We start from the raw sequence: 23542 nt of genomic DNA on the forward strand, positions 1-23542 counted from the left end.
GTTCAGGGCTTCACCCGAGGCAGGAAGTTCGTCGTACGTGTCAGGGCCATGAAGTCGCGTGGGGCTCGGACGCCGACGGACAGCACGGAGTACAGCAAAGGAAATCAGAGGCAAGGGAGGGCATTACACCGTTGGATCGCCCGCTGTCAGCCGCATTCGTGGGCTGGGCGCGGACACCGCAGTTTCCATCGAACGAGAGGTGGTCTTCGGTCACGCATATGCGATCCTCGCACCTGACGCCGTCCTTGACGGCTGGTGCGGATACGACAAGCCGACGTTCTGTCGGTAGATGGTGTTCCTGACCCACAACCCTTGGGCCCCGGTGCTTTCGAGCACCGGGGCCCTCGTGATGGAGGTTCCATGACCCAATCCGACGACATGCTCGACGACGAGGACTACCCCGCCTACACGATGGGCCGGGCCGCCGAGATCCTCGGCTGCTCGCAGGACTTCCTGCGCCGACTCGGCGAGGCGAAACTGATCGACCCACAGCGCTCCGGTGGCGGGCACCGTCGCTACTCCCGCTATCAACTGCGTCTGGCCGCGCGAGCCCGGGAGATGTGCGACCAGGGCACCGACATGGCCTCAGCCTGCCGGATCATCATTCTTGAGGACCAACTCGAAGAGGCCCTTCGGCGCAACGAGCGCCACCAGCAGGGCTGAGCGCTGTCTGCAACCGTTGCTGTCGACCGTTTTTCAGAGGCAGATCCAGCAGTAGATGCTTTCCCCGCTCGTGCGTGCTCTGCGGGCCAGCCCAACAAATTCCCGCAGGCGCGACAGCATGACCTCCGGCTGCGTGTCGTTGTAGTGGGACAGCTCCTCGATGTGTGACCACTGCTCGGCCAGGCCCGGCAAGCGGTCATCGGGGATTTCGGCGAGAGCATCGCGGGCGCGCTCGCTCAGTACGACGACCCAGGGGCCTTCGTACTCACGGTCCTCGCGAGCGCCGTCCGGCCAGACAAGTCGTTCCCCGACCAGGCCGGCGGCCCATGGCACGTCGAGAGCGAACGAGACGACCTTGCCGAGGACTACGGGCGGATCGATCCCCTTGCCGTCCACGGCATCCACGACGGGGGAATCTCCCTCTCGCACCACAGGGCCGCCATCGGTGGCGACCATCAGTTTGGCGACAGCCTCGTCGTCAGAACCGCGGAAGTAGTCGTACAGAACACCCACAGAAGCCTCCCGATCGGCCGTCACGCCGCCACTCGTGGGGCGACCGAGAGAACATATAACCCCGCCGCCAAGGGAGGCGGACCTCCTCTTCGGGCAGGTCTACGGCAAGGCGGTACGGGGCTGTGGTGATCGTTCGGGCCGGAAGCGGGGAGCCGCTGACCCTCGGTGCGGTGGGTGCGCCCGGCAGGATTCGAACCTGCGGCCTTGGGATTAGAAGTCCCCTGCTCTATCCGCTGAGCTACGGGCGCGCGGCGTGGAAGTCGCGCCAGAAGGGTACCGCCGACCCATCGCGCAGCGGGGTAAAGGGTGCCCGCATCCACGTCGCCGAGCAGGGTCTCATGGAGACCGACTGGCCGGCATCCGGGTTCCCACGGACCGGCCTGTCCACGGACCGTACCTTTGGCTGGTGTTGCTGGATCCCGACGCCGAGAACGACGTCGCCTACGAGCTGTGCCAGATCGTCGGTCGCGCCATCCTGCCGTACCGATCGGACGACGCTGACCTGGTCTTCGGCACCGCGTTCTTCTTTCAGGCCGGCGACGACCCGGTGGGGGAGTCGCTGCTGACGGCGGTCGACCTGGTCGGCACGCCCGGTGGTGAGCTGGGGCTGCGGGCGAGCGTCACCGAGCCGGCCGGGGTCGCCCCAGCCGTTGTTTCCGAGGTCGAGATCGTGCCCGGCTGGGCCCGCTTCCCGGGCGATGGGGTCGCGGTGCTGCCGACCGCCGGCCTGCACCGGTATGCCGGCGACGGCGGCTGGCGGTGGCGGGTCCAGCCGGTGCCTGCGGGGATCGCCGCCGGGCCCGAGGTGGTCGCCCGCCTCGGCGCCGACGCCGGTTCCGCTTTCGTGCTGGCCCATGGGGTACGCGAAGACGGGTCGCGCCCCCTGGAGGTGGCGATCGAGCGGGTGGTCCGTGACGGGGACGCCGTGCGGATCACCACGGAGCTGCCGTCGGGGTACGTCGGCGCGCCGGTCTTCGTCGTCCAGTCCGACGCCACCGGGGAGGTGTCGCTGTACTGCCTGGGCCTGGTGCTCCCCGGCGACGGCGGTCACCCGGTGGCGACCTTCGACCGGATCCGAGCCGTCCTCCCGGTGACGCCCGGCGACGTCTGAGCAGGGACCCGCACCGCCCTGCGGCCTGTCAGTCGCCGGGCGTCGCCGCACCTGCCGCGTCGGCCGTGGAACGTCGGCTCTCCGGCGGTCGGGCCTCGCCAGTGGTCGGGTCGGTGTCAGTCGGGGCCTCGACGGCCGGCACGGTGTCGCCTAGTGCGAGGTCGGCCGGCGAAGGGTCGGCTGGTGCGAGGTCAGCCGGCGCAGGGTCGGCCGGGGCGGTGGGGCCGGCGGCGAGGAACGCCTCGGCCCAGCGGCCGACCTCGTCGAAGACCTTTCGGCGTACGGCGGAGCCGGAGAGCGTCAGGTCGTGCAGCCCGCCGTCGAAGCGGGCCAGGGTGACGTGGCGGCCGAGGCGGGGCGCGTACCGGACCATGTGTTCGACGTCCAGCACGGCGTCGGCCAGGGTCGCGTTGTCGTGCCACCTGGTGCCCCGGAACGAGCGGGTCGAGCAGGCCAGCAGCACCGGCACCTGGATGTCCAGCCCGGCGCGCAGTTGGCGTTGACCGGTGCGGATCGCGTTCAGCCAGCCGGCACGGACGGGGAACCCGGCCAGCGGCTTCCACGCCAGGTCGTAGGTCCACTCGCCCCGGTGGTCGGCGTGCAGGCTCTCGCCGTACACCGTGCCCAGCCCGAACGGCAGGATGCGGTGCGGCGCCCTGCGGCCCAGCCGGGAGGCGGCGGCCGCGAGGGGTCGGCGCACCGCCCAGGGGGCGTTCAGGTCGAAGAACGGGCTGTTGAGCACCAGGCCGTCGATGGTGCCGGTGTCGCGGCGGGCGTGCGCCCAGAGCGAGATGATCAGGCCGCCGGTGGAGTGGCCCATCGTCAGCAGGGTGTCGTGCCCGTCGTCCTTGCGGATGATCTCGGCGGCGGCGTCCAGCTCGGGGAAGTAGTCGCTGATGTCGCGGCAGAAGTTCGGGGTCTGGCCCGGGAGCAGGCTGCGACCGTATTTGCGCAGGTCGAGCGCGTAGAAATCCCAGCCCCGCTCGGCGAAGAAATCGGCCAGGTGGGTCTGGAAGAAGTAGTCGACGAAGCCGTGCACGTAGAGCACGGCCCGCCCGGTGGGGCGCTCCGCCCGCCGCCGGACCAGGGTCGCGACGACGGGCCCTTCGTCATCGGTGCCCAGGTCGATCGTCTGCCGCTCGTACGGCGGCCCCAACACGTCCGGTTCCACGAACGCGACGCTACGCCGCCAACCTACCCAGCGGTAGCCCTCGCCTGGCCCACCCCGCCCGTCCCCGCTCACCCACCCCGCCTGTCCCGCGATCTTGCACTCGTTGCCGTGACATAAACGCGCAGAAGCCGCGTTCTGGGGACCGAAAGTGCAAGATCGCGGGGACGGGGCGTGGGTCAGGCCGTTTCCGCGTCGACCCGGCTCGGGTCGGCGGCGGGGAGCTGCTCCTGGTCGTCGGCTGGGTCCACGTCGGCCTGGGGCTGCGGGACGTCGCGCAGGTGCTTGTTGTGCCGGGGCTCCTGGCGGGTCTTGGCGTCGTTGAGCCGGCGGCGCAGGTCGTCGCGGACGTCGTTGAGCGCGGCGTGCAGGTCCTCCTCCGCGGAGGTGGTGACGATCTTCTGCCGGCCGGCGATCCAGCACTCCAGGGTCACCTTCTGGCCGCGGGCCTCGCGGTCCTTCACCGACACCTCCAGCTCGGTGGCGTCGGCGTGGAAGCTGGCCAGCCGGGCGTCGAGGGTGGCGAACTGCTCGGCGATCCAGTTGCGGTCGCCCTGCGAGAACCCGGCGCCCACCCGCAGGCACTCAGCAACGGTGGCCGGGTTTGCCACGGCGCTCATCGTCGCGCCTCGGAAGCGTTCGCGGAGCTGATGGTGGTGATCATCATGGCGCTGACCTCTCGTCGACGTGGAGCTGTCGGTGGTGCGTTGATCAAATCCATACCCAGTTCGGTCGGCCCCGGAAACCGCCGACGCCCTACCGGGCGGGTCAGCCGTACCACATCAGGGGCGTGATCAGGGCGTTGTCCACAGGTGGGTTCGTCGTCCACAGGTCGGGGACGGTCGCTGGCGGCGGTCGCCCTCGACGCACAGGCTCGGTGGCGAGTCGACTCGCGCTGGCAGGCCCCGATCCCCTTGGAGAGACGATGTTCGACACTTACGTAACAATTGTCGGCAATGTGCTGACCGCGCCCGAGTGGCGACGTACCACCCAGAGCAACACCCTGGTGGCCAACTTCAAGGTCGCCTCGACCGCCCGCCGGCTCGATCGGGAAAGCGGGCGCTGGGTTGACGGCAACTCGCTCCGCGTCCGCGTCAACTGTTGGCGCAAGCTCGCCGAAGGGGTGGCGGCCTCCGTGATGGTCGGCGACCCGGTTGTGGTCTGCGGCCGGCTCTACACCCGCGACTGGACCGACGACGCCGGCAACCACCGCACCCTCTACGAGCTGGAGGCGGTCGCCGTTGGCCACGACCTGTCCCGGGGTCGGGCCCGCTTCCTGCGCAACCGGCCGAGCATGACGACCAGCACCGTCGAGGACGCCGAGGCCGAGAGTCGGGTGCACGGCGAGCCCACCGAGCCGGTGCCGGCCGGGCAGTCGCCCGTGCTGCCCGACTACCGTCCGCTGGACGACGACTTCGAGCTGCCCGACTATGCCGCGCTGCGAACCAACCCGTTCGTCGACGGCCCGTTGGACGACGACGGCTCCCTGAACGGCGGGCAGGCCAACGTCCCGCAGGGCCTCGACGACGAGCTGGCCCTCCCACCCGAGGAGAACGACGACAACGCCGACGACGACCTGGACGACGAGCTGGGGCCGGCACCCGACGAGGGTCAGCCGGAGCCCGCGCAGTCCGGTCGGGGGCGGCGTGGCCGGGGTCGGATCTCGCAGCCGGCGTGACCGAACGGTTCGGCCCTCGCGGGTCGGGCGGCAACCCAGCTGTCTGAGGTTCTGCGGTGACCGCGCGGGGCTCCGGTGGCACGGCACGACGGGGGCGGGGTGGCGACGCGACCAGCGTCGTCACCCCGCGTGACGGCACCGGCGGGGTGGTGGAGGGCGGCGGTCGGGGCTGATCACGAGGCGCTCGTCGCTGACGGAGCACCGTGGGTTGGGCTGATTCACCGGGCGCTCGTCTAGGCTGGCCGGCCGGAGGTGGTGTGGGTGCGACGGACAGCGCCGGTGGCGAACGCGGTGGGGCTGCTGGCTGGGTACGCGCTGGACAGTCTGGTCGGCGACCCACGTCGGTGGCACCCGGTGGCTGGCTTCGGGCAGGCCGCGGGCGCGCTGGAGCGCCGCCTCCACCGGCCGGACCGGACGGCGGGTGCCGCGTTCACCGCGCTGGCAGTCGGTGGGCCGGTGCTGCTCGGGGCGGTCGCCGCGGCGGCTACCCGGCATCGGCCGGTGACCCGTGCGGTGCTCGTGGCCGCTGGCACGTGGACCGTGCTGGGCGGCCGTACTCTGCGGCACGAAGCCACCGTCATGGGTCGGACGCTGCGTGACGGTGACCTGCCCGCTGCCCGGCGGCGCCTCGGTCACCTCTGCGGGCGGGACCCGTCGACGCTGGGCGAGTCGGAGCTGGCCCGCGCCACCGTGGAGTCGGTTGCGGAGAACACCTCCGACGCGATCGTCGCTCCGCTGGTCTGGGGTGCGGTCGCCGGCCTGCCCGGGCTGCTGGGCTACCGCGCGGCGAACACCCTCGACGCGATGGTCGGGCACCGGTCGGCGCGCTACGCGCGGTTCGGCACCCCGGCCGCACGGTTGGACGACGTGCTCAACCTGGTGCCGTCCCGGCTGACCGGGCTGCTCACCATCGCCGTCGCGCCGGTCGCGAACGGGGATCGGCAGCGGGCCTGGCGGGTGTGGCGGCGTGACCGCAACGACCACCCGAGCCCCAACGCCGGCCAGTGCGAGGCAGCGATGGCCGGTGCGCTCGGCGTCCGCCTCGGTGGCCGCAACATCTACTTTGGGCGCTCCGAGGTGCGGCCCTTCCTCGGCGACGGTCCCCGTCCGGAGGCGCGGCACCTGAAGCGGGCCGCCCGGATCTCCGGCGCGGTTGGGCTGGCCGCCGTCGGGCTGGCCGCCGCGTACCCGGTGACTGTCGGCCGCCTGCTCGGTGCGGTCGGCCGGCGTGGCCTTGGCACCATCGGCCGGCGTGGCCCTGGTGCGGTTGGTGGGCGTGGGCGTGGGCTGCGGGCTGTCGGGGCGGGTCGGGGGAGTGGGCGGTGAGCGGTGGGCTGCTGGTCGCCGGCACGACCTCCGACGCCGGCAAGAGTGTGCTCACCGCCGGCATCTGCCGCTGGCTGCACCGGCAGGGCGTGAAGGTGGCGCCGTTCAAGGCGCAGAACATGTCGAACAACTCGGCCGTGGTCGTTGGGCCGGACGGGCGCGGCGGCGAGATCGGACGAGCCCAGGCCATGCAGGCCGCAGCCTGCGGGCTCGCACCCGACCTGAGGTTCAACCCGGTGCTCCTCAAGCCGGGCAGCGACCTGGCCAGCCAGGTGGTGCTGCTCGGTGAGGCGGTCGACACGATCACCGCGGGCACCTTCCGGCAGCTACGTCCCCGGCTCGCCGAGACCGCGTACGCGGCGCTGGCCGAGCTGCGTGACACGTACGACGTGGTGATCTGCGAGGGCGCCGGCAGCCCAGCGGAGATCAACCTGCGGGCCGGCGACTACGTCAACATGGGGCTGGCCCGGCACGCCAACCTGCCCACCATCGTGGTCGGCGATATCGACCGGGGTGGCGTCTTCGCCTCGATGTTCGGCACCGTCGCCCTGCTCGACCCGGCCGACCAGGCGCTGCTCGCCGGTTTCGTGATCAACAAGTTCAGGGGCGACCTCGGGCTGCTCCAGCCGGGGCTGGACATGCTGCGGCACGTCACCGGCCGCCCCACCTACGGGGTGCTGCCCTGGGCGCTGGACCTGTGGCTCGACGCCGAGGATTCACTGGCCTATGGCCGGGTGCTCGGCCGCCCCGCCGCCCCACACGGCACCGAATGGTTGGACGTGGCCGTCGTCCGCCTGCCCCGGATCAGCAACGCCACGGACGTGGAGGCGCTCGCCACCGAGCCGGGTGTCCGTGTACGCCTCACCATCGAACCCGCCGAGCTGGCCGCCGCCGACCTGGTCGTCCTGCCCGGCTCCAAGTCGACCGTCGCGGACCTCGCCTGGCTGCGCGAGACCGGCCTCGCCGACGCCGTGGCCGCACATGTGAGGGCCGGTAAGCCGCTGCTCGGCCTCTGCGGCGGTTTCCAGATGCTCGGCCGTGCCATCCACGACACGGTGGAGAGCCGACGGGGCAGCGTGCCAGGGCTCGGCCTGCTGCCCATCGAGATCACCTTCGATCCGCGCAAGACCGTCCGGCAGTCGGTGGGCACCGTCCATGGTGGTCTCCCGGTGCGCGGCTACGAGATCCATCACGGGTACGTCTCGCAGGCCGACTCCACCCTGACCCCGCTGCTGACCGGCGACGATGGTGTCGGCGAGGGAGCGGTGCTCGGTGCGGTGCACGGCACGCACTGGCACGGGGCGTTCGAGTCCGACGAGTTCCGCCGGTGGTTCCTCACCGAGGCGGCTCGGCTGGCGGGCCGCGCCGGGTTCCGGGTCGCACCGGCCACCAGCTTCGCCGCCGCCCGGGAACGCTCGCTCGACCTGCTCGGTGACCTGGTCGAGGAACACCTGGACACCGACGCCCTCTGGCACCTCATCGAAACCGGCCCACCAGCCGGCCTTCCGTTCATCCCACCCGGCCCCCCACCGTCCTGACCGGCCGGGCGTCAAAGGCCGGTCGGGGCGTCAAAGGCCGGTCGGGGCGTCAGGGGCGGATGTCGGCCGGGCGATCGGTTGTGGGGAGGCCAGCGGCGAGCCAGGCGTCGACGCCGCCGATCATGTCGGTGGCTCGGCGCAGCCCCAGGGTCTGGAGGCTGGCGGCGGCCAGGCTGGAGCTGTAGCCCTGCCGGCACGCCAGCACGATTTCCCGGTCGTAACCGGTGGCCTCCGGGATACGCCAGGCGCTGGCCGGATCGAGCCGCCATTCCAGCACGGTCCGGTCGATGACGACCGCGCCTGGCAGGTCGCCCTGTTCGCGGCGCTGCGACTCGGTACGGGTGTCGATCAGCAGCGCGCCGCCACGGACCGCCTCGACGGTCTGCTGCGGAGTCAGTCGGTGCAGCCCTGCGCGGGCCTGTTCGAGCAGGGCGTCGATGCCGGGGCTCATCACGTCTCGGAGCACCACCCGATCATGCCGACCGGTGAGCGTCCCGGGCGGCGAACGGGCCGTGCGTCACCCGTCGCCGCCCCAATTCCCCCGGACGTGACGGGTGGCCGGTCACGCGGTCAGTCAGACGGGTCAGCCCCGGTACGGCTGCGGCGGGATGGAGTGGCGGCGCTGGCGGAATCGTCAGGCGAAGGCGGGATGGGCGAGAGCGGCGGCGGTGACCTGAGCGAACTGCTCGGGCGCGTCGAGCATGATGTTGTGTCCGGCGTTGGGCACGGTCACCATCCGCACTCCGGCCGAGGTCAGCGACTCCGCTCCAGCGACCGGCCCGCTCCGACCGCCCTGGAGGTAGGTGCGCGGCATCGGTAGGCGTTCCAGCAGGTGCCGCATGGCGGGGCGGGTGCCGGTCATCAGGCCGATCGCGGTGCGGTGCAGGCCGGTCGGGTCGGCGAGTCGCATGGTGGCGGCCCAGGCCGGGCCCACCCGGTCCAGAGTCGCGGGAAAGCCACTGGAGAGGAACTCCGCCTCGGAGTATCGGGCCAGGCCGCTGCTGCCGGCGGTTGGTGGCGGGTTCGGGTCGAGGTTCGCCTCGATCAGGACCAACTGCCCGACCAGGTCCGGGCGGTGGTGGGCGAGAGCGATGGCCACCGCGCCGCCCATGCTGTGCGCCACGATGTCGGCCGCCCGGACGCCGGCCGCGTCGAGCGTGGCGGCCAGCGCCTCGGCGTGCTCGGTGAGGGTGTAGCCGAACGCGGTCGGTCGGTCGCTCAACCCGAAGCCGAGGAGGTCGACGAAGAGGGATCGGTGGCCGGCCAACTCGGGGAGAGTGGCGGCTGGCAGGAAGTACGGCGCGGACATCGCGCCGAGCCCGTGCACGTACACCCGGGTTGGCGCACGGCCGGAGATTTCCACCCACCGCATCTGGGCCCCGTCCGGGCCCACGGTCGCAGCATTCATGGCCACACAATACCTCCGCGCCGAGGTATATCGTCAAGAGGGCATAATGGGACTGTGCTCGAACTCGCCATCCTCGGTTTCCTGGCCGACCGGCCCCTGCACGGCTACGACCTGAAGCGGCGCATCGCCCAGCTCACCGGGCACGTCCGACCGATCGCCGACGGGACCCTCTATCCCGCGATCAAGCGGCTGGAACGGGCCGGCCTGCTCACCCGGCGGGTAGAGCCCGGTGCCGGCGCGGCCCCCCGCCAGACGCTGGCGCTGACCGGGGCGGGTCGGGTCGAGCTGGACAACCGGCTCCGCGAGCCCGACGAGCTGGAGATCAGCGACGAGAACCGTTGGTTCGTCCTGCTGGCCTTTCTCCGCCACCTCGAGGACCCGGCCGCCCGTGACCAGGTGCTCCACCGACGGTTGGCCTTCCTCCGTACCCCGAGCAGCTTCTTCTACGAGGGCGACCGGCCGGTACGCGCCGAGGAGATCACCGACCCGTACCGCCAGGGGATGCTGATCATCGCCCGAGCCACCAGCCAGGCCGAACTGCGCTGGCTCGGGGAGATGTTGGGCGAGCCGGAGTGACCCTGGAAGGTGGCCGGCCCTCGACGGCCGAGGAGGACGTCGGCGCGCCGGTGGCGGTCGTCGAGGCGTACACCGGACTGGCCCGTCGGGTGCTCGCGGGCCCGGCACGGTTGGGGCGGACCCGGCTGGTGGCGGTCGACGGGCCGAGCGGCGCGGGAAAGAGCCGGTTCGCCGCGCGTCTCGGGGATGCCCTGGCGACGTTGCCCGGCGGCCGGCCGCCGGTGGTGCACACCGACGACCTGCTCGACGGCTGGGACGACCAGCTCACCTTCTGGCCCCGGCTCGATGAGGAGGTGCTGGCCCCGCTGCGCGAAGGGAAGCCTGGTGCCTACCGGCGCTACAGCTGGGTCCGGCGATGCTTCCTGCCCCGGCCGGTCCCGGTGCCGGTGGCGCCGGTGCTGATTCTGGAGGGGGTCAGTGCGGCCCGTGCCGTTGTCCGGCCGGAGCTGACCCTGGCCGTGTTCGTCACCGCGCCCGCGTCGTTGCGACTGGCCCGCGCGGTTGCCCGGGACGGGTCGGAGATCCTGCCTGAGCTGCGTCGGTGGCATGCCGGGGAGCGGGCGCACTTCGCCGCCGACGACACGGCCGCCCGCGCGGACCTCGTGGTGGACGGGGCGCCGACGCTGCCGCACGACGCGGACCGGTACTACACGCGTATCCGCTGAGCGGGGCATGGACGTCCGCCATCGGCTACGGCACGATGCGAGAGGGCCGCCACCGGCTACGGCACGATCCAGAAGGCTCAGGCGCGGCGATCGGGGGACTCATCATGTCGGCTACGGATACGCCCGCGCGGCGCCGGATCACCCTCACCGGCATCAGCTCACGAGCGTGGGAGCATCCGGCCGACCGGGGTGCCCTGGTCGCGCTGCGGGAGCTACGCGGTTTCGACGACGTGGTGCGGTCGTTCTTCGGCATGTGGAACGAGCGCGGTTTCCGCCTGTCGGTGCTGGCCTCCGGCATCCGGGTCGACCACCGGCAGTACCCGGCGGTGTGGCAGCGCTACACCGAGGCCGCGGCGGCGCTCGACGTGGCCGAGCTGCCCGAGCTGTACGTGACCCAGTCGCCCTGGTTGGGTGCCGAGGCGGTTGGCCTGGACCGGCCGTTCATCGTGCTCAACTCCGCCTGCGTGCAGCAACTCGACGAGGATGAGCTGCGCTGCCTGCTCGGCCACGAGTTGGGGCACGTCGGCAGTGGGCACGCGGTCTACAAGACGATGCTGATGATCCTCACCCGGTGGGCCGCCAACCTGAGCTGGTTGCCGGTCGGCGCGATCGCGCTGCGGGCCATCATCGCGGCGATGCTGGAGTGGTGGCGCAAGGCGGAACTGTCCGCCGACCGGGCCGGTCTGCTCGCCGGGCAGGACCCGGCCGCCGCGCTGCGGCTGCTGATGAAACTCGCCGGGGGCGGCGACCTGTCCCAGATCGACACCACCGCCTTCCTTGAACAGGCCGCCGAGTACGCCGGTGGCGGCGACCTTCGCGACAGCCTGCACAAGATTCGGATGACCGCGTGGAGCACCCATCCGACGCCGGTGGCGCGGGCCGCCCAGCTGCGGCAGTGGATCGACTCCGGGGCGTACGGGCAGGTGCTGGGCGGGGACTATCCGCGCCGCGACGACGACAGCTCGACCAGCGTCTCGGAGGAGATCAAGGCGGCTGCCGAGTCGTACCGGGAGGAGTTCAGCCGGTCCACCGACCCGCTGGTCGGGTTGCTGCGCCGGCTCGGTGACGGCGCCAGCGATGTCGGCGAGTGGGTGGGCGGCACCGCCGGTCGGGCCCGCTCGTGGATGGACGCTGCCACCGAGGCCGCGGGCCGCGCGCACCGCGCCGGCCGGACCGCGCCCGGCGCGACGGCGGGCGCGGGCCCCACGGGGAGCGGTGACGGTACGGGCTCCGCCGGCACACCCCGGTAAGGCCGGCATACGATGCCGGTCATGACCACACCGATCATGTCCGAGTCCGAGGTGCGGGCCGCCGTCGAGCGGGAGATGCCCGGCGTCCGGGCCGACCTGGAGCGTCTCGTCCGCATCCCCGGCATCGCCTTCGAGGGCTTCGACCACTCGCACGTGGAACGCTCCGCCGAGGCCGTCGCCGAGCTGCTGCGCGGCTGTGGCCTGGACGTCGACATCGTGCGTTCCGGTGGCCAGCCCGCGGTGATCGGCCGTCGGGCCGCCCCGCCCGGTGCGCCCACCGTGCTGCTCTACGCCCACCACGACGTCCAGCCGGTCGGCGACCGGTCGCTGTGGGAGTCCGACCCGTTCGAGCCGGTGGAACGGGACGGCCGGCTCTACGCCCGGGGCGCTGCCGACGACAAGGCCGGCATCATGGCGCACGTCGCGGCGCTGCGCGCGTACGGCGACGCGCTGCCGGTCGGCGTGGTCCTCTTCATCGAGGGCGAGGAGGAGTACGGCTCCGACTCGCTGGAGCAACTGCTGGTCGAGCACCGCGACGAGATCGCCTCGGACGTCATCGTGATCGCCGACTCGGGCAACTGGGACATCGGCGTACCGGCGCTGACCACCTCGCTGCGCGGCATCGTCAACTGCTTCGTCGAGGTGCGCACGCTGGACCACGCGGTGCACAGCGGCATGTACGGCGGTGCCGTTCCCGACGCGCTGACCGCGCTGGTCCGGCTGCTGGCGACCCTGCACGACGACGCCGGTGACGTGGCCGTGGCCGGGCTGGTGGGCCGCGAGGGCGCCACCGTCGACTACCCGGAGGAGCGGGTCCGGGCCGAGGCGGGGCTCGCCGAGGGCGTGCAGTTCATCGGCACCGGCCGGATCACCGACCGGCTCTGGACCAAGCCCGCGCTGGCGATCCTCGGCATCGACGCGCCGTCCACCGGCGAGGCGCCGAACGCCCTGGTCCCGGCCACGAAGGCGAAGCTCAGCATTCGCCTCGCCCCGGGCGACGACCCCAAGCGGGCGTACGCGGCGGTGCGCGCGCACCTGGAGAAGCACGCGCCGTGGGGCGCCCAGGTGGCGGTCAGCTTCGAGCACGACGGCGACCCGTGCGTGATCGACGCGTCCGGGCCGATGTTCGACGCCGCCCGTTCGGCGTTTCGGGCCGCCTGGGACGGCACCGAGCCGGTGGACATCGGCGTCGGCGGCTCGATCCCGTTCATCGCCACCTTTCAGGAGATGTTCCCGAAGGCGGCGATTCTGGTGACCGGCGTGGAGGACCCGCACGCTCGCGCACACGGCCCGAACGAGAGTCTGCACCTGGGGGAGTTCGCCCGGGTCTGTCTCGCCGAGGCGCTCCTGCTGGGCAAGGTGGCGGCGGCGGGCACCAACGGGAGTTAGGTGTCAGAACGGCAACTTCGTGCCTGATCTGGGAGTTTGCGGCGTGTCGGACGACCGGTTGTTATAGCCTTTCGAACATGAGTACGAACGAGGTGATGGCCCGGTTGGGGGCCGCTGTCAGCGCGCTGGGGGACGTCGACGTCTCCGCGTGGTCCGAGGACACGCTCAACGAACAGCTCGGTGAGCTCTCCGCCGCACTGGTCGCCCTCGACTCGGTGCTCGCCCGGGTCGCGGGCGAGGTCCGCGCCCGAGGGCTGCGCATCGAGGAGCCCGTCTCCGCCTGATCCGTCGTCCGCGTGAGCGGGCGGCACCCTGCCGACACCGCCCGGGCACGGCAATGCCCGGGCGGTGTCGCAGGTGACTGGCAGGATGAGCTGCGTGCGGTTCCTCGACCTGGCAGCCACCTCCGCCGCCGTCGGCGCCACCAGCGGCCGACGGGCCAAGGTGGAGCTGCTCGCTGATGCGCTGCGCCGGCTCGACCCGGGTGAGGTGGAGCCGGGCGCCGGCTATCTCGCCGGTGAGCTGCGCCAACGGCAGACCGGTGTCGGTTACGCGAGCTTGCGTGACCTGCCGCCACCGGCCGCCGAGCCGACATTGACCGTGGTCGCCGTCGATGCGGCTATCGCGCAGATCGCCGCGGTGCATGGCGCGGGCTCGCAGGCCCGACGTCGGGCGCTGCTCGGCGCCCTCTACGCGGCGGCGACGGCCGACGAGCAGCGTCTTCTCACCGCCCTGTTCAGCGGCGAGCTGCGCCAGGGTGCCCAGGCAGGGCTCCTGGCCGACGCGGTGGCGCGGGCCGCCGAGGTGCCCGTGGCAGCGGTCCGACGGGCCCTGCTGCTCGCCGGTGACCTGCGGGCCGTGGCGGTGGCCGCGTTGGCCGGAGGAGCCGCCGAGCTGGCCGGTTTCGGCCTGCAGGTCGGCCGGCCGCTGGCGCCGATGCTCGCGCAGAGCGCACCCTCGGTCGACGAGGCACTCGCCGCGACCGGCACGCCGGCGGTGGTCGACGTGAAGCTCGACGGCATCCGCATCCAGGTGCACCGCTCCGGCGCCGACATCGCCGTCTTCACCCGCAGCCTCGACGAGATCACCGCCCGGGTGCCCGAGGTGGTCGCTGCGGTCCGTGCCCTGCCCGGCCGGGAGTTGGTGCTCGACGGCGAGGCGATCGGCCTGGACGAGACCGGCCGGCCGCTGCCGTTCCAGCAGACCTCCAGCCGGGCCGCCCGACGCACCACCCCCAGCACCACCGGGCGCACACCGGTCGCCCCGGCGGTGCTCGCGGCAGCCGCCAGCACCGGCGCGACCGTGCTCACTCCGTACTTCTTCGATTTGCTGCACCTCGACGGCGAAGATCTGATCGACCTGCCCGGCCGGGAGCGGTGGGCCGCCCTCGCCGGTGCGGTGGACGCGTCGCTGCTGGTCGGGCGCATGGAGGTTGACGGCCCGGAGCAGGCCGCCGCCGCGTTCGCCGCCGCGCTCGACGCCGGGCAGGAGGGTGTGGTGGTCAAGGCGCCCGACGCCCCCTACGACGCCGGCCGGCGCGGTGCCGCCTGGGTCAAGGTCAAGCCCCGGCACACCCTCGATCTGGTGGTGCTCGCCGTCGAGTGGGGCAGTGGCCGACGGCAGGGCTGGCTGTCCAACCTGCATCTCGGCGCGCGCGACCCGCACACCGGTGGCTTCGTGATGCTCGGCAAGACGTTCAAGGGGCTCACCGACGAGTTGCTGCGCTGGCAGACCGAGCGGTTCCTCGACCTCGCCGTGGAGCGCGGCGACTGGGTGGTCCGGGTCCGCCCCGAGCAGGTGGTGGAGATCGCCTTCGACGGGGTGCAGACGAGCTCCCGCTATCCCGGGGGGATGGCGCTGCGGTTCGCCCGGGTGGTGCGGTATCGCGATGACAAGTCCGCCGCCGAGGCGGACACCATCGACGCGGTCCGTGCCATCCACGCCGGCCGCCCCACCGGCTGACCGGGCGCAGCGGCCCGGGTCACCTGCTGGACAGCGACCGCGCGTAGTTGACCTGGTTGTTGAGGTGCTGGACCTGGCCCTGGTCGCTGACCGGGATCCGGGCCACGTACTGCTGCGCACCGTTGGTGACCGTCACCTGGACGGTGCCGTGGTGCCGGGTCTCCTTGACCAGCAGGAAGAGCAGGCTGAAGAAGGCCAGGCAGAAGAAGCCGACGATGGCACAGACCATTGCCCAGGTGGCGATCTTCTCCTCGCGCTGCCAGTAGTCAGCCACGTGCCAGGTGGCACCTGCCAGCGGCAGCACCCCGGTCGGCGTACGGATCACTGGCGGGCTCACCGTGATCTCGGCGATCTGCACCGCGACCACCTCCGGTCCGGCGGCGTACCCGGCGGCCTGGTGCTGCACGACCGGAGGGTACGGCCCGGCGGCCGGCCACGCGCCCGGGACGTGACTGGGCGGTCCGGAGAACGGGGCCGGCGGTCCGGAGAACTGAGCCGGCGGTCCGGAGAACTGAGCCGGAGGCCCGGAGGGCTGCACGGGTGCCGGCGCGGCGGGAAACTGCGCGGTCGGCGTCGTCGTGGGTGTGGCCGTCGGTGTACCGAAGACCGCGGCGGCCGGGTGCGCTGTGGCTGGCGGGGTGGGCGGCAGCGGCGCGGTCGGCGGCTCGGCGGCCCACGGGTCGGTCGGCGGGTACGCCTGGGTCGCCGGACCCGACTCGGGCAGCGGTGCCGTGGGATCCACGGTCATCGGACCCCCCAACGCGTGATGATCACGCGGCGGAGACTACCGGCTGCCGGGGTGTCCCGTGTTCCCCCGAGTGTCCGATTGCGACCCCCGCGCGGTCACCCGGTCAGGCGGACGCGATCGGCGTCGGCTCGGCCGCCCGGTCCAGCGGACCCTTGGTGATGCCGATGCCGGCGGCGCGGCGGGCCTCCCGGCGGGCCACCCAGCCGTAGCCGAACAGGGACATCACCGCGAAGAGCCACCACTGCACGACGTAGCCGAAGTTCTGCCAGTTGTTGGCGTGCCCGACCGGCACCGCACTGAACGCCGGGTCGGCCGCCGGGGTCTGCTCGTCCAGCAGCAGGTAGGCGCCGTAGACCGGGTAGGGCATCTCGCCGGCCAGCCGCGACACCCCGATGCGCCGGATCTCCAGCCGCCCGTCGCGCCGCGCCACCGCGCCGGCGCCGCTCTCGGTCTCGTGCACCCGGCCGACCACCGTCACGTCGCCGGTCGGCACGGCGGGCAGCTGCGGTTGAGCGGTGGCCCCACCCGGCGCCGGTGGGATCCAGCCCTGGTCCACCAGCAGCGCCGTGCCGTCGGCGAGCACCAGGGGAGTGAGCACCTCGAAGCCGACCCGGCTGTCCACCGTTCGCCCACGGACCAGCACGGTGTTCGTCGGGTCGTACCGGCCGGTGGCGGTGACCCGGGTCCAGACCTTGTCCTCGGCAGGGGCCGGGCCGACCGTTCCCGGACCGCCGGCGGGGGCGCGCAGCGCGTTGGCCAGTGGCGCGGGGGCCATCCGCTGGCCCGCGTCGATCCGTTCGTTGACCTCGGTGCGCCCCCGATAGCGGTCCAGCTGCCAGTTGCCGAGGAACACCATGACGGCGGCGGCGACCAGGGTCAGCGCGAGAGCGCCCAGCCAACGTGGGCTCAGCAGGAACCGGTACACGGCACCGAGGCTACCCGTATGACCGGCGCCACTGACCTGGAGCGGGTCAGGATCTGGCCGGGACCGCTCGGCTGGCCCCGGTTGGCGGTGCTCGCGCGCCCGACCGGACGGGTATCGTCACGCGGACGGACGACCCCCCGGGTCGCCCGTCGCGTACCCGCTGCCGCTCGCGAGGAGTCGATGATGACCGTCGTGCCGCGCCTGGTGCTCAGCGCGCCGTCCTCCGGGCACGGTAAGAACGCGCTGGCGATCGGGCTGCTCGCCGCACTGGCCGAGCGGGGGGTCGACGTCGCCGGGTTCAAGCTCGGGCCGGACCATGTCGACGCCGCCTACCTCGGTCTCGCCTCCGGTCGGCCGGGTCGGGTGATCGATCCCCGGCTGGTCGGCGTCGACCGGCTCGCCCCGCTGGTGGCGCACGGCGCCGCCGGTGCCGGGCTCGCCGTCGTGCAGGGCAGCATGGGGCTGTACGACTCGGTCGGCGGCCGTCCGGAGCAGGAGTCCACGGCCGCCGCGGCCGCCGCGCTGCGCAGCCCGGTGGTGCTCGTGGTCGATGTGGCCGCGATGGGTCAGTCGGTGGCGGCCCTCGTGCACGGATTCCGCTCGTACGACGAGCAGTTGTGGCTCGGCGGGGTGATCCTCAACCGGGTGGCGTCCTCGCGGCACGAGGACATGCTGCGCGAGGCGTTGGACGACGTGGGCGTGCCGGTCTACGGCGCGCTGCGTCGCCACGATCTGCCGGCGGTGCTGCCGTCGCGGCGGCACGGCGTGGCGCCGGTGGTCGACGGGTCCGCCGACGCTGTCCGCGCGGTCCGCCGGCTGGGCGAGGCCGTCGCCGCGACGGTCGATCTGGAACGGCTGCTGGGGCTGGCCCGCTCCGCACCGCCGCTGCCGGCCCCGGCCTGGTCTCCCGAGGAGGCCCTGGGTGCGCTCACCGCCCCGGCGGACCGCCCGCTGGTGGCACTGGCGGGTGGGCCGGGCGGCAGTTTCAGTCACCCGGAGACCGCCGAGCTGCTGCGGGCCGCCGGCGCCGAGGTCGTCACCGTCGATCCGTTGCGCGACGAGGCGCTGCCGGTCGGCACCCGCGCGCTGGTCGTCGGCGGCGCGCTCCCCGAGGGGTACGCCGAGCAGTTGTCGGCCAACCGGCGGCTCTGCATCGCGGTGGCCGAGTTGGCGCGTACCGGGCGTCCGGTGGTGGCTGAGGGCACCGGGCTGCTCTGGTTGGCCCGGGAGTTGGACGGGCTGCCGATGTGCGGTGTCCTGGACGCGGTCGGCGTCAGCCGGGACGGCCTGGTGGTGGGTTACCGGGAGGCGACCGCCCAGACCGACAGCGTGGTCGCCGCCCAGGGCACGGTGCTGGTCGGCCACAAGGCGCACCGTGCGGTGCTCACTCCCCGCGCCGGTCAGCGCCCGGCCTGGAACTGGGATGGTGGCGCGCCGGAGGGCTTCGTCTGGCGCAACGTGCACGCCTCGCAGCTCACCCTGCACTGGGCCGGTCATCCGGCGACGGCGGCCCGGTTGGTCGCCGCGGCGGCGGCCGACCCGACGCACGAGGTGGTGCCCGCGCAGCCCGGCGAGGTGTCGGTGTGATCGGTCAGGTGGCGGTGCGCCGATTTCCGGCGTTGACCGTCTCCACCCCGCGCACGGAGGTGCGTCGGCTCACCGCGGCGGACGCGGCGGCGGCCGGGGAGATCTTCGCCGACAAGTTGACCCGGCGCTGGCTCCCGCTGCCCGACGACTCCGGCCCGATCGACGGGCACGCCTGGTGCACTGATCTGGCCCGGCAGCGGCGGGACAGCGGTGAGGGCGACCACTACGCGGTGCTCCGGCGCGAGGACGACCAGGTGGTGGGCTCGCTGTGGACGCGGCGCACCGACTGGGGCGCCCACCTCACCGAGATCTCCTATGCGATGGCGTCGCACGCGCGTGGCTTCGGCCTTGCCGCCGAAGCCGTGGACGCGGTGGCTATCGCGCTGATCCTGGAGCACGGCTTCCAACGGGTCGAGCTGCGGGTGGCGCCCGGCAACCTGGCCTCGCGCCGGGTCGCGGAGAAGGCCGGGTTCAGCTACGAGGGTCTGCTGCGTAACGCAGGGTTCGTCGGCGGTGGCCGGGTGGATCTCGAGCTCTGGTCGTTCGTCGCCGCCGACCTGCGCTGACCTCGCCGGGTCAGCCGACGATGGCCTCCGATGGTGGGGTGAACTGGCGGGTCGGTGTGCCCTTCAGCCCGTCGCGCAGGGTTTCCGCGACCGCGGCGATCGGGATCTGGGACTGCCCGTCACCGACCGCGTTGAACGGGTTGTCCGGGTCGGAGATGAAGCTCGCCGCGGCCAACTCCGGCGTGTAGCCGACGAACCAGGCGGACCGGGTGCTGTCGGTGGTACCGGTCTTGCCGGCCACTGGGCGCCCGACCGTACCCCGGACGCTGTCGGCGGTTGACCAGCCGCCGCAACTGCCGCGCGCCGGCGTGTCCCCGGTTGGGCAGCGGGCCGCGTCGGTGGCCGCACGAGCGGCGTCCGCGCTGACCACCTGCCGGCAGCGTGGCTTGGCCACCTCACGATGGATGCCGCCCGGGGTGGTGTACGTGGCCGGTGTGCCGTCCCGGTTCATGATCGCCTGCACGGGGATCGCCTCGCAGTAGCGGCCGTCGGCCGCAACGGCGGCGTAGGCGTTCGCCATCTCCAGCGGGGTGGCGTCGGAGACGCCCAGGGTGAACGCGCCCCACTTCTTCACCTTGGTCGGGGACGCCTGTTCCCGGTCGACGTCGGTGCGCCACCGCAGCCCGAGCTGCTCGGCCAACCGGACCGCCCGGTCCGCGCCGACCTTCTCCTCCAGCCACACGAAGTAGGTGTTGACCGATTTGCCGAAGCCGGACCACATGGTCTGCTGGCCGGTCATCGCGCCGCTGGCGTTGGAGGGCGCCCAACCGTCGTACACGGCCGACTTGTACCGGTACGGGGCGTTGAACGAGGTGGAGAGCGTCATCCCGGAGTCCAGCGCGGCCAGCATCGGGAACATCTTGAACGTCGACCCGGCCTGGTAGCCCGCCAGTTCACCGCCGCCGAGCAGCGGCGCCACCGTGTTCGGGTAGTTGGCCTTCACCTTCGGACCGGCCTCCGGGTTGGAGCTCTGCGGGTTCTCGCTCAGGTCCAGCGAGTACGTCCGGTTCACCGCCATCGCCTTCACCCGCCCGGTGCCCGGCTCGGAGACCACGATCCCGTTGGCGAACGGGCTGCCGGTGGCACCCTTGGCGCCGACGTTCTTCTCCGCCGCCTCCTGGACCTTCGGATCGATGCTGAGCACGATCCGGTAGCCGCCGCGGCGCAGCTTGTCCATCCTTTCCAGCCGGTTCGCCCCGAACGCGGGTTGCGCACTCCACCAGTTCTTCAGGTAGTCGCAGGCGAAGCCCCAGCTGTTGTACTTCTCCGCCACCGCGGCGCAGTCGTGCGGCGGGGTCGTCAGCTTCAGCCGGATCGGTTCGGACTTGGCGGCGGTGGCTGAGTCGGGGGAGAGGTAGCCGAGCTGGTTCATCCGGTCCAGCACGTAGTTGCGCCGCGCGGTGGCCTCCTTCTGGTCGGAGTCGGCCGGGTCGTACTCGGACGGGGACTTGACCAGCCCGGCGAGGGTGGCGGCCTCGACCGGGGTCAGGTCCTTGGGGGTCTTGGAGAAGAAGATCTCGCTGGCCGCGTAGATGCCGTACGCCCGGTGCCCGAAGTACGCCGAGTTCAGGTAGCGCTCCATGATCTGCTCTTTGCTGATCTCCTTCTCCAGGTCCAGCGCCATCCGCATTTCCTTGACCTTGCGCAGGCTGGTCTGCTGGGTGGCTTCCTGGACCTCCTTGGGCGTGGTCGCGCTGTCCCGGAGGGCCATCCGGACGTACTGCATGGTCAGCGTGGAGGCGCCCTGGGAGCCGCCGGATCGGGCGTTGGACACGAAGGCGCGGGCCACGCCCTTCGGGTCGACGCCGTGGTGCTGGTAGAAGCGGGAGTCCTCGGCGGCGACGATCGCCTGCTGGATGTTCGGCGACATGTCCGACAGCTTCGTGTACTGCCGGTACTCCTCGTAGAACATGGTCAGCACGGTCTTGCCGTCCGGGGCGTAGAGGTATGAGGTTTCGGCGGGCAGGGCGGTGGTCAGCACCTTGGTCTTCTGTTCCACGGCGTGCGCGGTGGCCTTCGCGCCGAGCCCGGTGAGGGCGACCAGTGGGTACGCGGCGGCGGCGATCACGATTCCGGCGATCAGTCCGGCGCGGAGAAGAGGGACGAGTCGACCAGCGGTAGCAAGGGGTCGGTTGCTCACCTAGCCAAGTTATGACATTTCCGATTCGTACATGAGAACAACTCTTAAACCGGCGGGTGGTGACGTGGCTTACGCCGCGATCGACTGTCCCACCGGTCACCTTCCCGGCAGGATCGCGGACATGTGTGATCAGTCGAGCGGGGTGGCACCGGTGGCCGGGGTCGAGCCGACGGTTGCCCCCGAGCCAGACCTGGCGCACCACGGTGACGCGGAGGTCGGCGACGGCCTGATCGACCTCGCCGTCAACGTCCGTCGGGCGCGTCCTCCCGCCTGGTTGGCCGGCCCGATCGCCGCGACCCTCACCGATCTGGCCCACTACCCGGACCCGGCGCCGGCCCGGGCCGCGGTCGCCGCCCGACACCGCCGTCACCCGAACGAGGTGCTGCTCACTGCCGGCGCCGCCGAGGGTTTCGTGCTGATCGCCCAGGCGCTACGGGGAATTCGCCGGCCGGTCGTGGTGCACCCCCAGTTCACCGAGCCGGAGGCGGCTCTGCGGGCCGCCGGACACCCGGTGGAGCGAGTGCTGCTGGACCCCGCCGACGACTTCCGACTCGACCCGTCCCGGGTGCCTGCCGACGCCGACCTGGTGATGATCGGCAACCCGACGAACCCGACCTCGGTGCTGCACCAGGCGCAGACGGTGGCCGCGCTGGCCCGCCCCGGCCGGGTGCTCGTGGTCGACGAGGCGTTCGCCGACACCACCATCGCCCCCGGGCACCCCGGCGAACCGGAGTCGCTGGCCGAGCGGCGCGACCTACCCGGTCTGCTCGTGGTGCGCAGCCTCACCAAGACGTGGGGCCTGGCCGGCCTACGGATCGGCTACCTGCTCGGCCCCCCGGACCTGCTGTCCCGGCTGGCCGCCGTCCAGCCGCTCTGGGCCGTGTCCACGCCCGCGCTGGCCGCCGCGTCGGCCTGCGCGACCGCCGTCGCGGTCCAGGCCGAACGCGCGATCGCCGCCGACCTCGCCGCCGACCGCGACTACCTGGTCGCCCGCCTGGCCGACCTGCCCGGTGTACGCGTCGTCGGCCGCCCCGCCAGCGCGTTCGTCCTGCTGCACCTGCCGGGTGCGACCCCGATCCGGGCCGCCCTGCGCGAGCGGGGCTGGGCGGTGCGCCGGGGCGACACGTTTCCCGGCCTCGGCGCGGACTGGCTGCGCGTGGCGGTGCGCGACCGTAACACCACCGACGCGTTCATCGAGGTGCTGCGCGAGACCATGGAGGCATGATGCTGGAGACCACGATCGCGGCGATCCGACCGGCGGACGAAACGGCCATGGCCGCCGCCCGGGAGCTGCACGGCCGGCTGACCAAGCCGGCGGGCTCGCTGGGCGCGCTGGAGGAGCTTTCGGTACGCCTCGCGGGCCTGGCCGGGGTATGCCCGCCACCGCTGCCCGAGCCGGCCGCGGTGGCGATCTTCGCCGGTGACCACGGGGTGCACGCCCAGGGGGTGAGCCCGTGGCCGCAGGAGGTCACCGGGCAGATGATCGGCAACTTCCTGGCCGGCGGGGCGGTGGTCAACGCGTTCGCCCGGCAGGCTGGCGCCTCGGTCACCGTGGTCGACGTCGGTGTGGCCAACCCCCTGCCCGCTCAGCCCGCCGCCGAGGCGGCCATCCTCGACCCGTCCGCGCCCCGACTGGTCGTCGCGTCCGTCCGCCGGGGCACCCGCGACCTCGCGGTGACCGCCGCACTAACCCGGGACGAGGCGCTGGCGGCCTTGCAGACGGGGATCCGGATCGCCGACGAGCTGATCGACGCCGGAGCCGGCATCCTGCTCACCGGTGACATGGGCATCGGCAACACCACCCCGGCCGCGACGCTGATCGCCGCGTTCACCGGTGCCGACCCGCTCGACGCCACCGGCCGGGGCACCGGGGTCGACGACCCGACGTACGCCCACAAGGTGGGCGTGGTGCGGGCCGCGCTGGCCCGACACGCGCCCGACCCGGCCGACCCGCTGGGTGTCCTGGCCGCCGTCGGTGGCCTGGAGCATGCCGCCCTGGCCGGGCTGATCCTGGGCGCCGCAGCCCGCCGCACGCCGGTGCTGTTGGACGGCGTGATCGCGGTCTCGGCCGCGCTCGCCGCCGCCGCGTTCGCCCCGGACGCGGTCTGCGCCATGGTCGCCGGCCACCGTTCGTCCGAGCCGGGCGCGACGGTGGCACTGCGCCACCTCGGCCTCGACCCGCTGATCGACCTGGGGCTGCGCCTCGGCGAGGGCACCGGTGCCCTGCTGGCGTTGCCTATGGTCACCGGCGCGGTCCGGGTGCTGCGCGAGGTTGCCACCTTCGACTCCGCCGGTGTGGCCGAGAAGTGACCACGCGCAGCGAGCGAGC

22 protein-coding genes, 1 tRNA gene and 1 pseudogene are annotated in these 23542 nt (G+C 72.6%); 15 read left to right on the forward strand and 9 right to left on the reverse strand.

Translation table 11 applies throughout. From position 1 onward, the window contains the following. Positions 1-360: 360 nt before the first annotated feature. Positions 361-663, forward strand: coding sequence for a MerR family transcriptional regulator (locus tag ABZT18_RS20615; RefSeq protein ID WP_354996159.1), 303 nt, complete (start codon positions 361-363; stop codon positions 661-663). Positions 664-696: 33 nt separating this feature from the next. Here the strand turns inward: ABZT18_RS20615 and ABZT18_RS20620 are convergent, their stop codons facing one another. Together ABZT18_RS20620 and ABZT18_RS20625 are read right to left on the reverse strand one after the other, a co-directional pair. Next, positions 697-1176: a hypothetical protein gene (locus ABZT18_RS20620; RefSeq protein ID WP_354996158.1), complete on the reverse strand. Its 480-nt coding sequence runs from the start codon at positions 1174-1176 to the stop codon at positions 697-699. A 175-nt stretch (positions 1177-1351) separates the two neighbouring features. Further along, a tRNA-Arg gene (locus ABZT18_RS20625) sits at positions 1352-1424 on the reverse strand. Between the two features lie 158 nt (positions 1425-1582). Here ABZT18_RS20625 and ABZT18_RS20630 point away from each other — a divergent pair. After that, positions 1583-2287: a hypothetical protein gene (locus ABZT18_RS20630; protein WP_354996157.1), complete on the forward strand. Its 705-nt coding sequence runs from the start codon at positions 1583-1585 to the stop codon at positions 2285-2287. Between the two features lie 232 nt (positions 2288-2519). Here ABZT18_RS20630 and ABZT18_RS20635 read toward each other — a convergent pair. Both ABZT18_RS20635 and ABZT18_RS20640 read right to left on the reverse strand, forming a co-directional pair. Further along, positions 2520-3458, reverse strand: a pseudogene (locus ABZT18_RS20635) (alpha/beta hydrolase); the annotation flags it as partial. A gap of 176 nt (positions 3459-3634) precedes the next feature. Beyond that, the gene (locus ABZT18_RS20640; protein ID WP_354996156.1) at positions 3635-4075 is read right to left on the reverse strand and encodes an HPF/RaiA family ribosome-associated protein; all 441 of its coding nucleotides are present in this window, start codon (positions 4073-4075) and stop codon (positions 3635-3637) included. Between the two features lie 305 nt (positions 4076-4380). Between ABZT18_RS20640 and ABZT18_RS20645 the strand changes: the two genes are divergently transcribed. From ABZT18_RS20645 to ABZT18_RS20655, 3 genes are all read left to right on the forward strand, one after another. Beyond that, on the forward strand, positions 4381-5133 hold the full coding sequence (locus ABZT18_RS20645) for a single-stranded DNA-binding protein (protein ID WP_354996155.1): 753 nt from the start codon (positions 4381-4383) through the stop codon (positions 5131-5133). A 261-nt stretch (positions 5134-5394) separates the two neighbouring features. Continuing rightward, complete coding sequence (locus ABZT18_RS20650; protein WP_354996154.1) at positions 5395-6459, forward strand: cobalamin biosynthesis protein; 1065 nt, start codon at positions 5395-5397, stop codon at positions 6457-6459. Continuing rightward, complete coding sequence (locus ABZT18_RS20655) at positions 6456-7997, forward strand: cobyric acid synthase (RefSeq protein ID WP_354996153.1); 1542 nt, start codon at positions 6456-6458, stop codon at positions 7995-7997. The genes ABZT18_RS20650 and ABZT18_RS20655 overlap by 4 nt, the downstream gene beginning before the upstream one ends. A gap of 49 nt (positions 7998-8046) precedes the next feature. On the opposite strand, the gene ABZT18_RS20660 is transcribed toward ABZT18_RS20655, so the two are convergent. Both ABZT18_RS20660 and ABZT18_RS20665 read right to left on the reverse strand, forming a co-directional pair. Next, positions 8047-8448: a rhodanese-like domain-containing protein gene (locus tag ABZT18_RS20660; protein WP_354996242.1), complete on the reverse strand. Its 402-nt coding sequence runs from the start codon at positions 8446-8448 to the stop codon at positions 8047-8049. Positions 8449-8631: 183 nt separating this feature from the next. Then, positions 8632-9405 (reverse strand): alpha/beta hydrolase, encoded by a 774-nt coding sequence (locus tag ABZT18_RS20665; protein ID WP_354996152.1) that lies wholly within the window; start codon positions 9403-9405, stop codon positions 8632-8634. A 54-nt stretch (positions 9406-9459) separates the two neighbouring features. Between ABZT18_RS20665 and ABZT18_RS20670 the strand changes: the two genes are divergently transcribed. From ABZT18_RS20670 to ABZT18_RS20695, 6 genes are all read left to right on the forward strand, one after another. After that, positions 9460-9981, forward strand: a complete 522-nt coding sequence (locus tag ABZT18_RS20670) for a PadR family transcriptional regulator (protein WP_354996151.1) — start codon at positions 9460-9462, stop codon at positions 9979-9981. Next, on the forward strand, positions 9978-10646 hold the full coding sequence (locus tag ABZT18_RS20675) for a hypothetical protein (RefSeq protein ID WP_354996150.1): 669 nt from the start codon (positions 9978-9980) through the stop codon (positions 10644-10646). The genes ABZT18_RS20670 and ABZT18_RS20675 overlap by 4 nt, the downstream gene beginning before the upstream one ends. Positions 10647-10750: 104 nt before the next feature. Further along, entirely contained in the window at positions 10751-11896 is a 1146-nt protein-coding gene (locus ABZT18_RS20680) for a M48 family metallopeptidase (RefSeq protein ID WP_354996149.1), read from the forward strand. A gap of 36 nt (positions 11897-11932) precedes the next feature. Beyond that, a complete protein-coding gene (locus ABZT18_RS20685; RefSeq protein WP_354996241.1) occupies positions 11933-13285 on the forward strand; it encodes a dipeptidase in 1353 nt (450 codons plus the stop codon). Positions 13286-13362: 77 nt separating this feature from the next. Further along, on the forward strand, positions 13363-13569 hold the full coding sequence (locus ABZT18_RS20690; protein ID WP_354996148.1) for a hypothetical protein: 207 nt from the start codon (positions 13363-13365) through the stop codon (positions 13567-13569). A gap of 85 nt (positions 13570-13654) precedes the next feature. Beyond that, positions 13655-15247 carry an ATP-dependent DNA ligase gene (locus tag ABZT18_RS20695; RefSeq protein WP_354996240.1) on the forward strand — a complete coding sequence of 531 codons (1593 nt, stop codon included), beginning with the start codon at positions 13655-13657 and terminating at the stop codon, positions 15245-15247. Between the two features lie 19 nt (positions 15248-15266). On the opposite strand, the gene ABZT18_RS20700 is transcribed toward ABZT18_RS20695, so the two are convergent. Then, positions 15267-15995 carry a hypothetical protein gene (locus ABZT18_RS20700; protein ID WP_354996147.1) on the reverse strand — a complete coding sequence of 243 codons (729 nt, stop codon included), beginning with the start codon at positions 15993-15995 and terminating at the stop codon, positions 15267-15269. A gap of 103 nt (positions 15996-16098) precedes the next feature. Further along, positions 16099-16920 carry an SURF1 family protein gene (locus tag ABZT18_RS20705; RefSeq protein WP_354996146.1) on the reverse strand — a complete coding sequence of 274 codons (822 nt, stop codon included), beginning with the start codon at positions 16918-16920 and terminating at the stop codon, positions 16099-16101. A gap of 183 nt (positions 16921-17103) precedes the next feature. Between ABZT18_RS20705 and ABZT18_RS20710 the strand changes: the two genes are divergently transcribed. Both ABZT18_RS20710 and ABZT18_RS20715 read left to right on the forward strand, forming a co-directional pair. After that, a complete protein-coding gene (locus ABZT18_RS20710; RefSeq protein ID WP_354996145.1) occupies positions 17104-18507 on the forward strand; it encodes a cobyrinate a,c-diamide synthase in 1404 nt (467 codons plus the stop codon). Next, complete coding sequence (locus ABZT18_RS20715; RefSeq protein ID WP_354996144.1) at positions 18504-19073, forward strand: GNAT family protein; 570 nt, start codon at positions 18504-18506, stop codon at positions 19071-19073. The genes ABZT18_RS20710 and ABZT18_RS20715 overlap by 4 nt, the downstream gene beginning before the upstream one ends. 10 nt (positions 19074-19083) lie before the next feature. On the opposite strand, the gene ABZT18_RS20720 is transcribed toward ABZT18_RS20715, so the two are convergent. Further along, positions 19084-21213, reverse strand: a complete 2130-nt coding sequence (locus ABZT18_RS20720) for a transglycosylase domain-containing protein (protein ID WP_354996143.1) — start codon at positions 21211-21213, stop codon at positions 19084-19086. A 121-nt stretch (positions 21214-21334) separates the two neighbouring features. Here ABZT18_RS20720 and cobC point away from each other — a divergent pair, with 121 nt between their 5' ends. Together cobC and cobT are read left to right on the forward strand one after the other, a co-directional pair. Next, entirely contained in the window at positions 21335-22438 is a 1104-nt protein-coding gene (gene cobC / locus ABZT18_RS20725) for an Rv2231c family pyridoxal phosphate-dependent protein CobC (protein ID WP_354996142.1), read from the forward strand. Next, complete coding sequence (gene cobT / locus ABZT18_RS20730) at positions 22438-23523, forward strand: nicotinate-nucleotide--dimethylbenzimidazole phosphoribosyltransferase (protein WP_354996239.1); 1086 nt, start codon at positions 22438-22440, stop codon at positions 23521-23523. The genes cobC and cobT overlap by 1 nt, the downstream gene beginning before the upstream one ends. Positions 23524-23542 lie beyond the last annotated feature (19 nt).

The organism is Micromonospora sp. NPDC005291, assembly GCF_040607415.1.
Taxonomy (GTDB): Bacteria; Actinomycetota; Actinomycetes; order Mycobacteriales; family Micromonosporaceae; genus Micromonospora.

Coding starts and splice junctions, on each gene's coding strand:
- ABZT18_RS20615 (WP_354996159.1), top strand. CDS start 361: ATGACCCAATCCGACGACATGCTCGACGACGAGGACTACCCCGCCTAC.
- ABZT18_RS20640 (WP_354996156.1), bottom strand. CDS start 4,075: ATGAGCGCCGTGGCAAACCCGGCCACCGTTGCTGAGTGCCTGCGGGTG.
- ABZT18_RS20645 (WP_354996155.1), top strand. CDS start 4,381: ATGTTCGACACTTACGTAACAATTGTCGGCAATGTGCTGACCGCGCCC.
- ABZT18_RS20660 (WP_354996242.1), bottom strand. CDS start 8,448: ATGAGCCCCGGCATCGACGCCCTGCTCGAACAGGCCCGCGCAGGGCTG.
- ABZT18_RS20665 (WP_354996152.1), bottom strand. CDS start 9,405: ATGAATGCTGCGACCGTGGGCCCGGACGGGGCCCAGATGCGGTGGGTG.
- ABZT18_RS20680 (WP_354996149.1), top strand. CDS start 10,751: ATGTCGGCTACGGATACGCCCGCGCGGCGCCGGATCACCCTCACCGGC.
- ABZT18_RS20685 (WP_354996241.1), top strand. CDS start 11,933: ATGTCCGAGTCCGAGGTGCGGGCCGCCGTCGAGCGGGAGATGCCCGGC.
- ABZT18_RS20690 (WP_354996148.1), top strand. CDS start 13,363: ATGAGTACGAACGAGGTGATGGCCCGGTTGGGGGCCGCTGTCAGCGCG.
- ABZT18_RS20695 (WP_354996240.1), top strand. CDS start 13,655: ATGAGCTGCGTGCGGTTCCTCGACCTGGCAGCCACCTCCGCCGCCGTC.
- ABZT18_RS20700 (WP_354996147.1), bottom strand. CDS start 15,995: ATGACCGTGGATCCCACGGCACCGCTGCCCGAGTCGGGTCCGGCGACC.
- ABZT18_RS20710 (WP_354996145.1), top strand. CDS start 17,104: ATGACCGTCGTGCCGCGCCTGGTGCTCAGCGCGCCGTCCTCCGGGCAC.
- cobC (WP_354996142.1), top strand. CDS start 21,335: ATGTGTGATCAGTCGAGCGGGGTGGCACCGGTGGCCGGGGTCGAGCCG.
- cobT (WP_354996239.1), top strand. CDS start 22,438: ATGCTGGAGACCACGATCGCGGCGATCCGACCGGCGGACGAAACGGCC.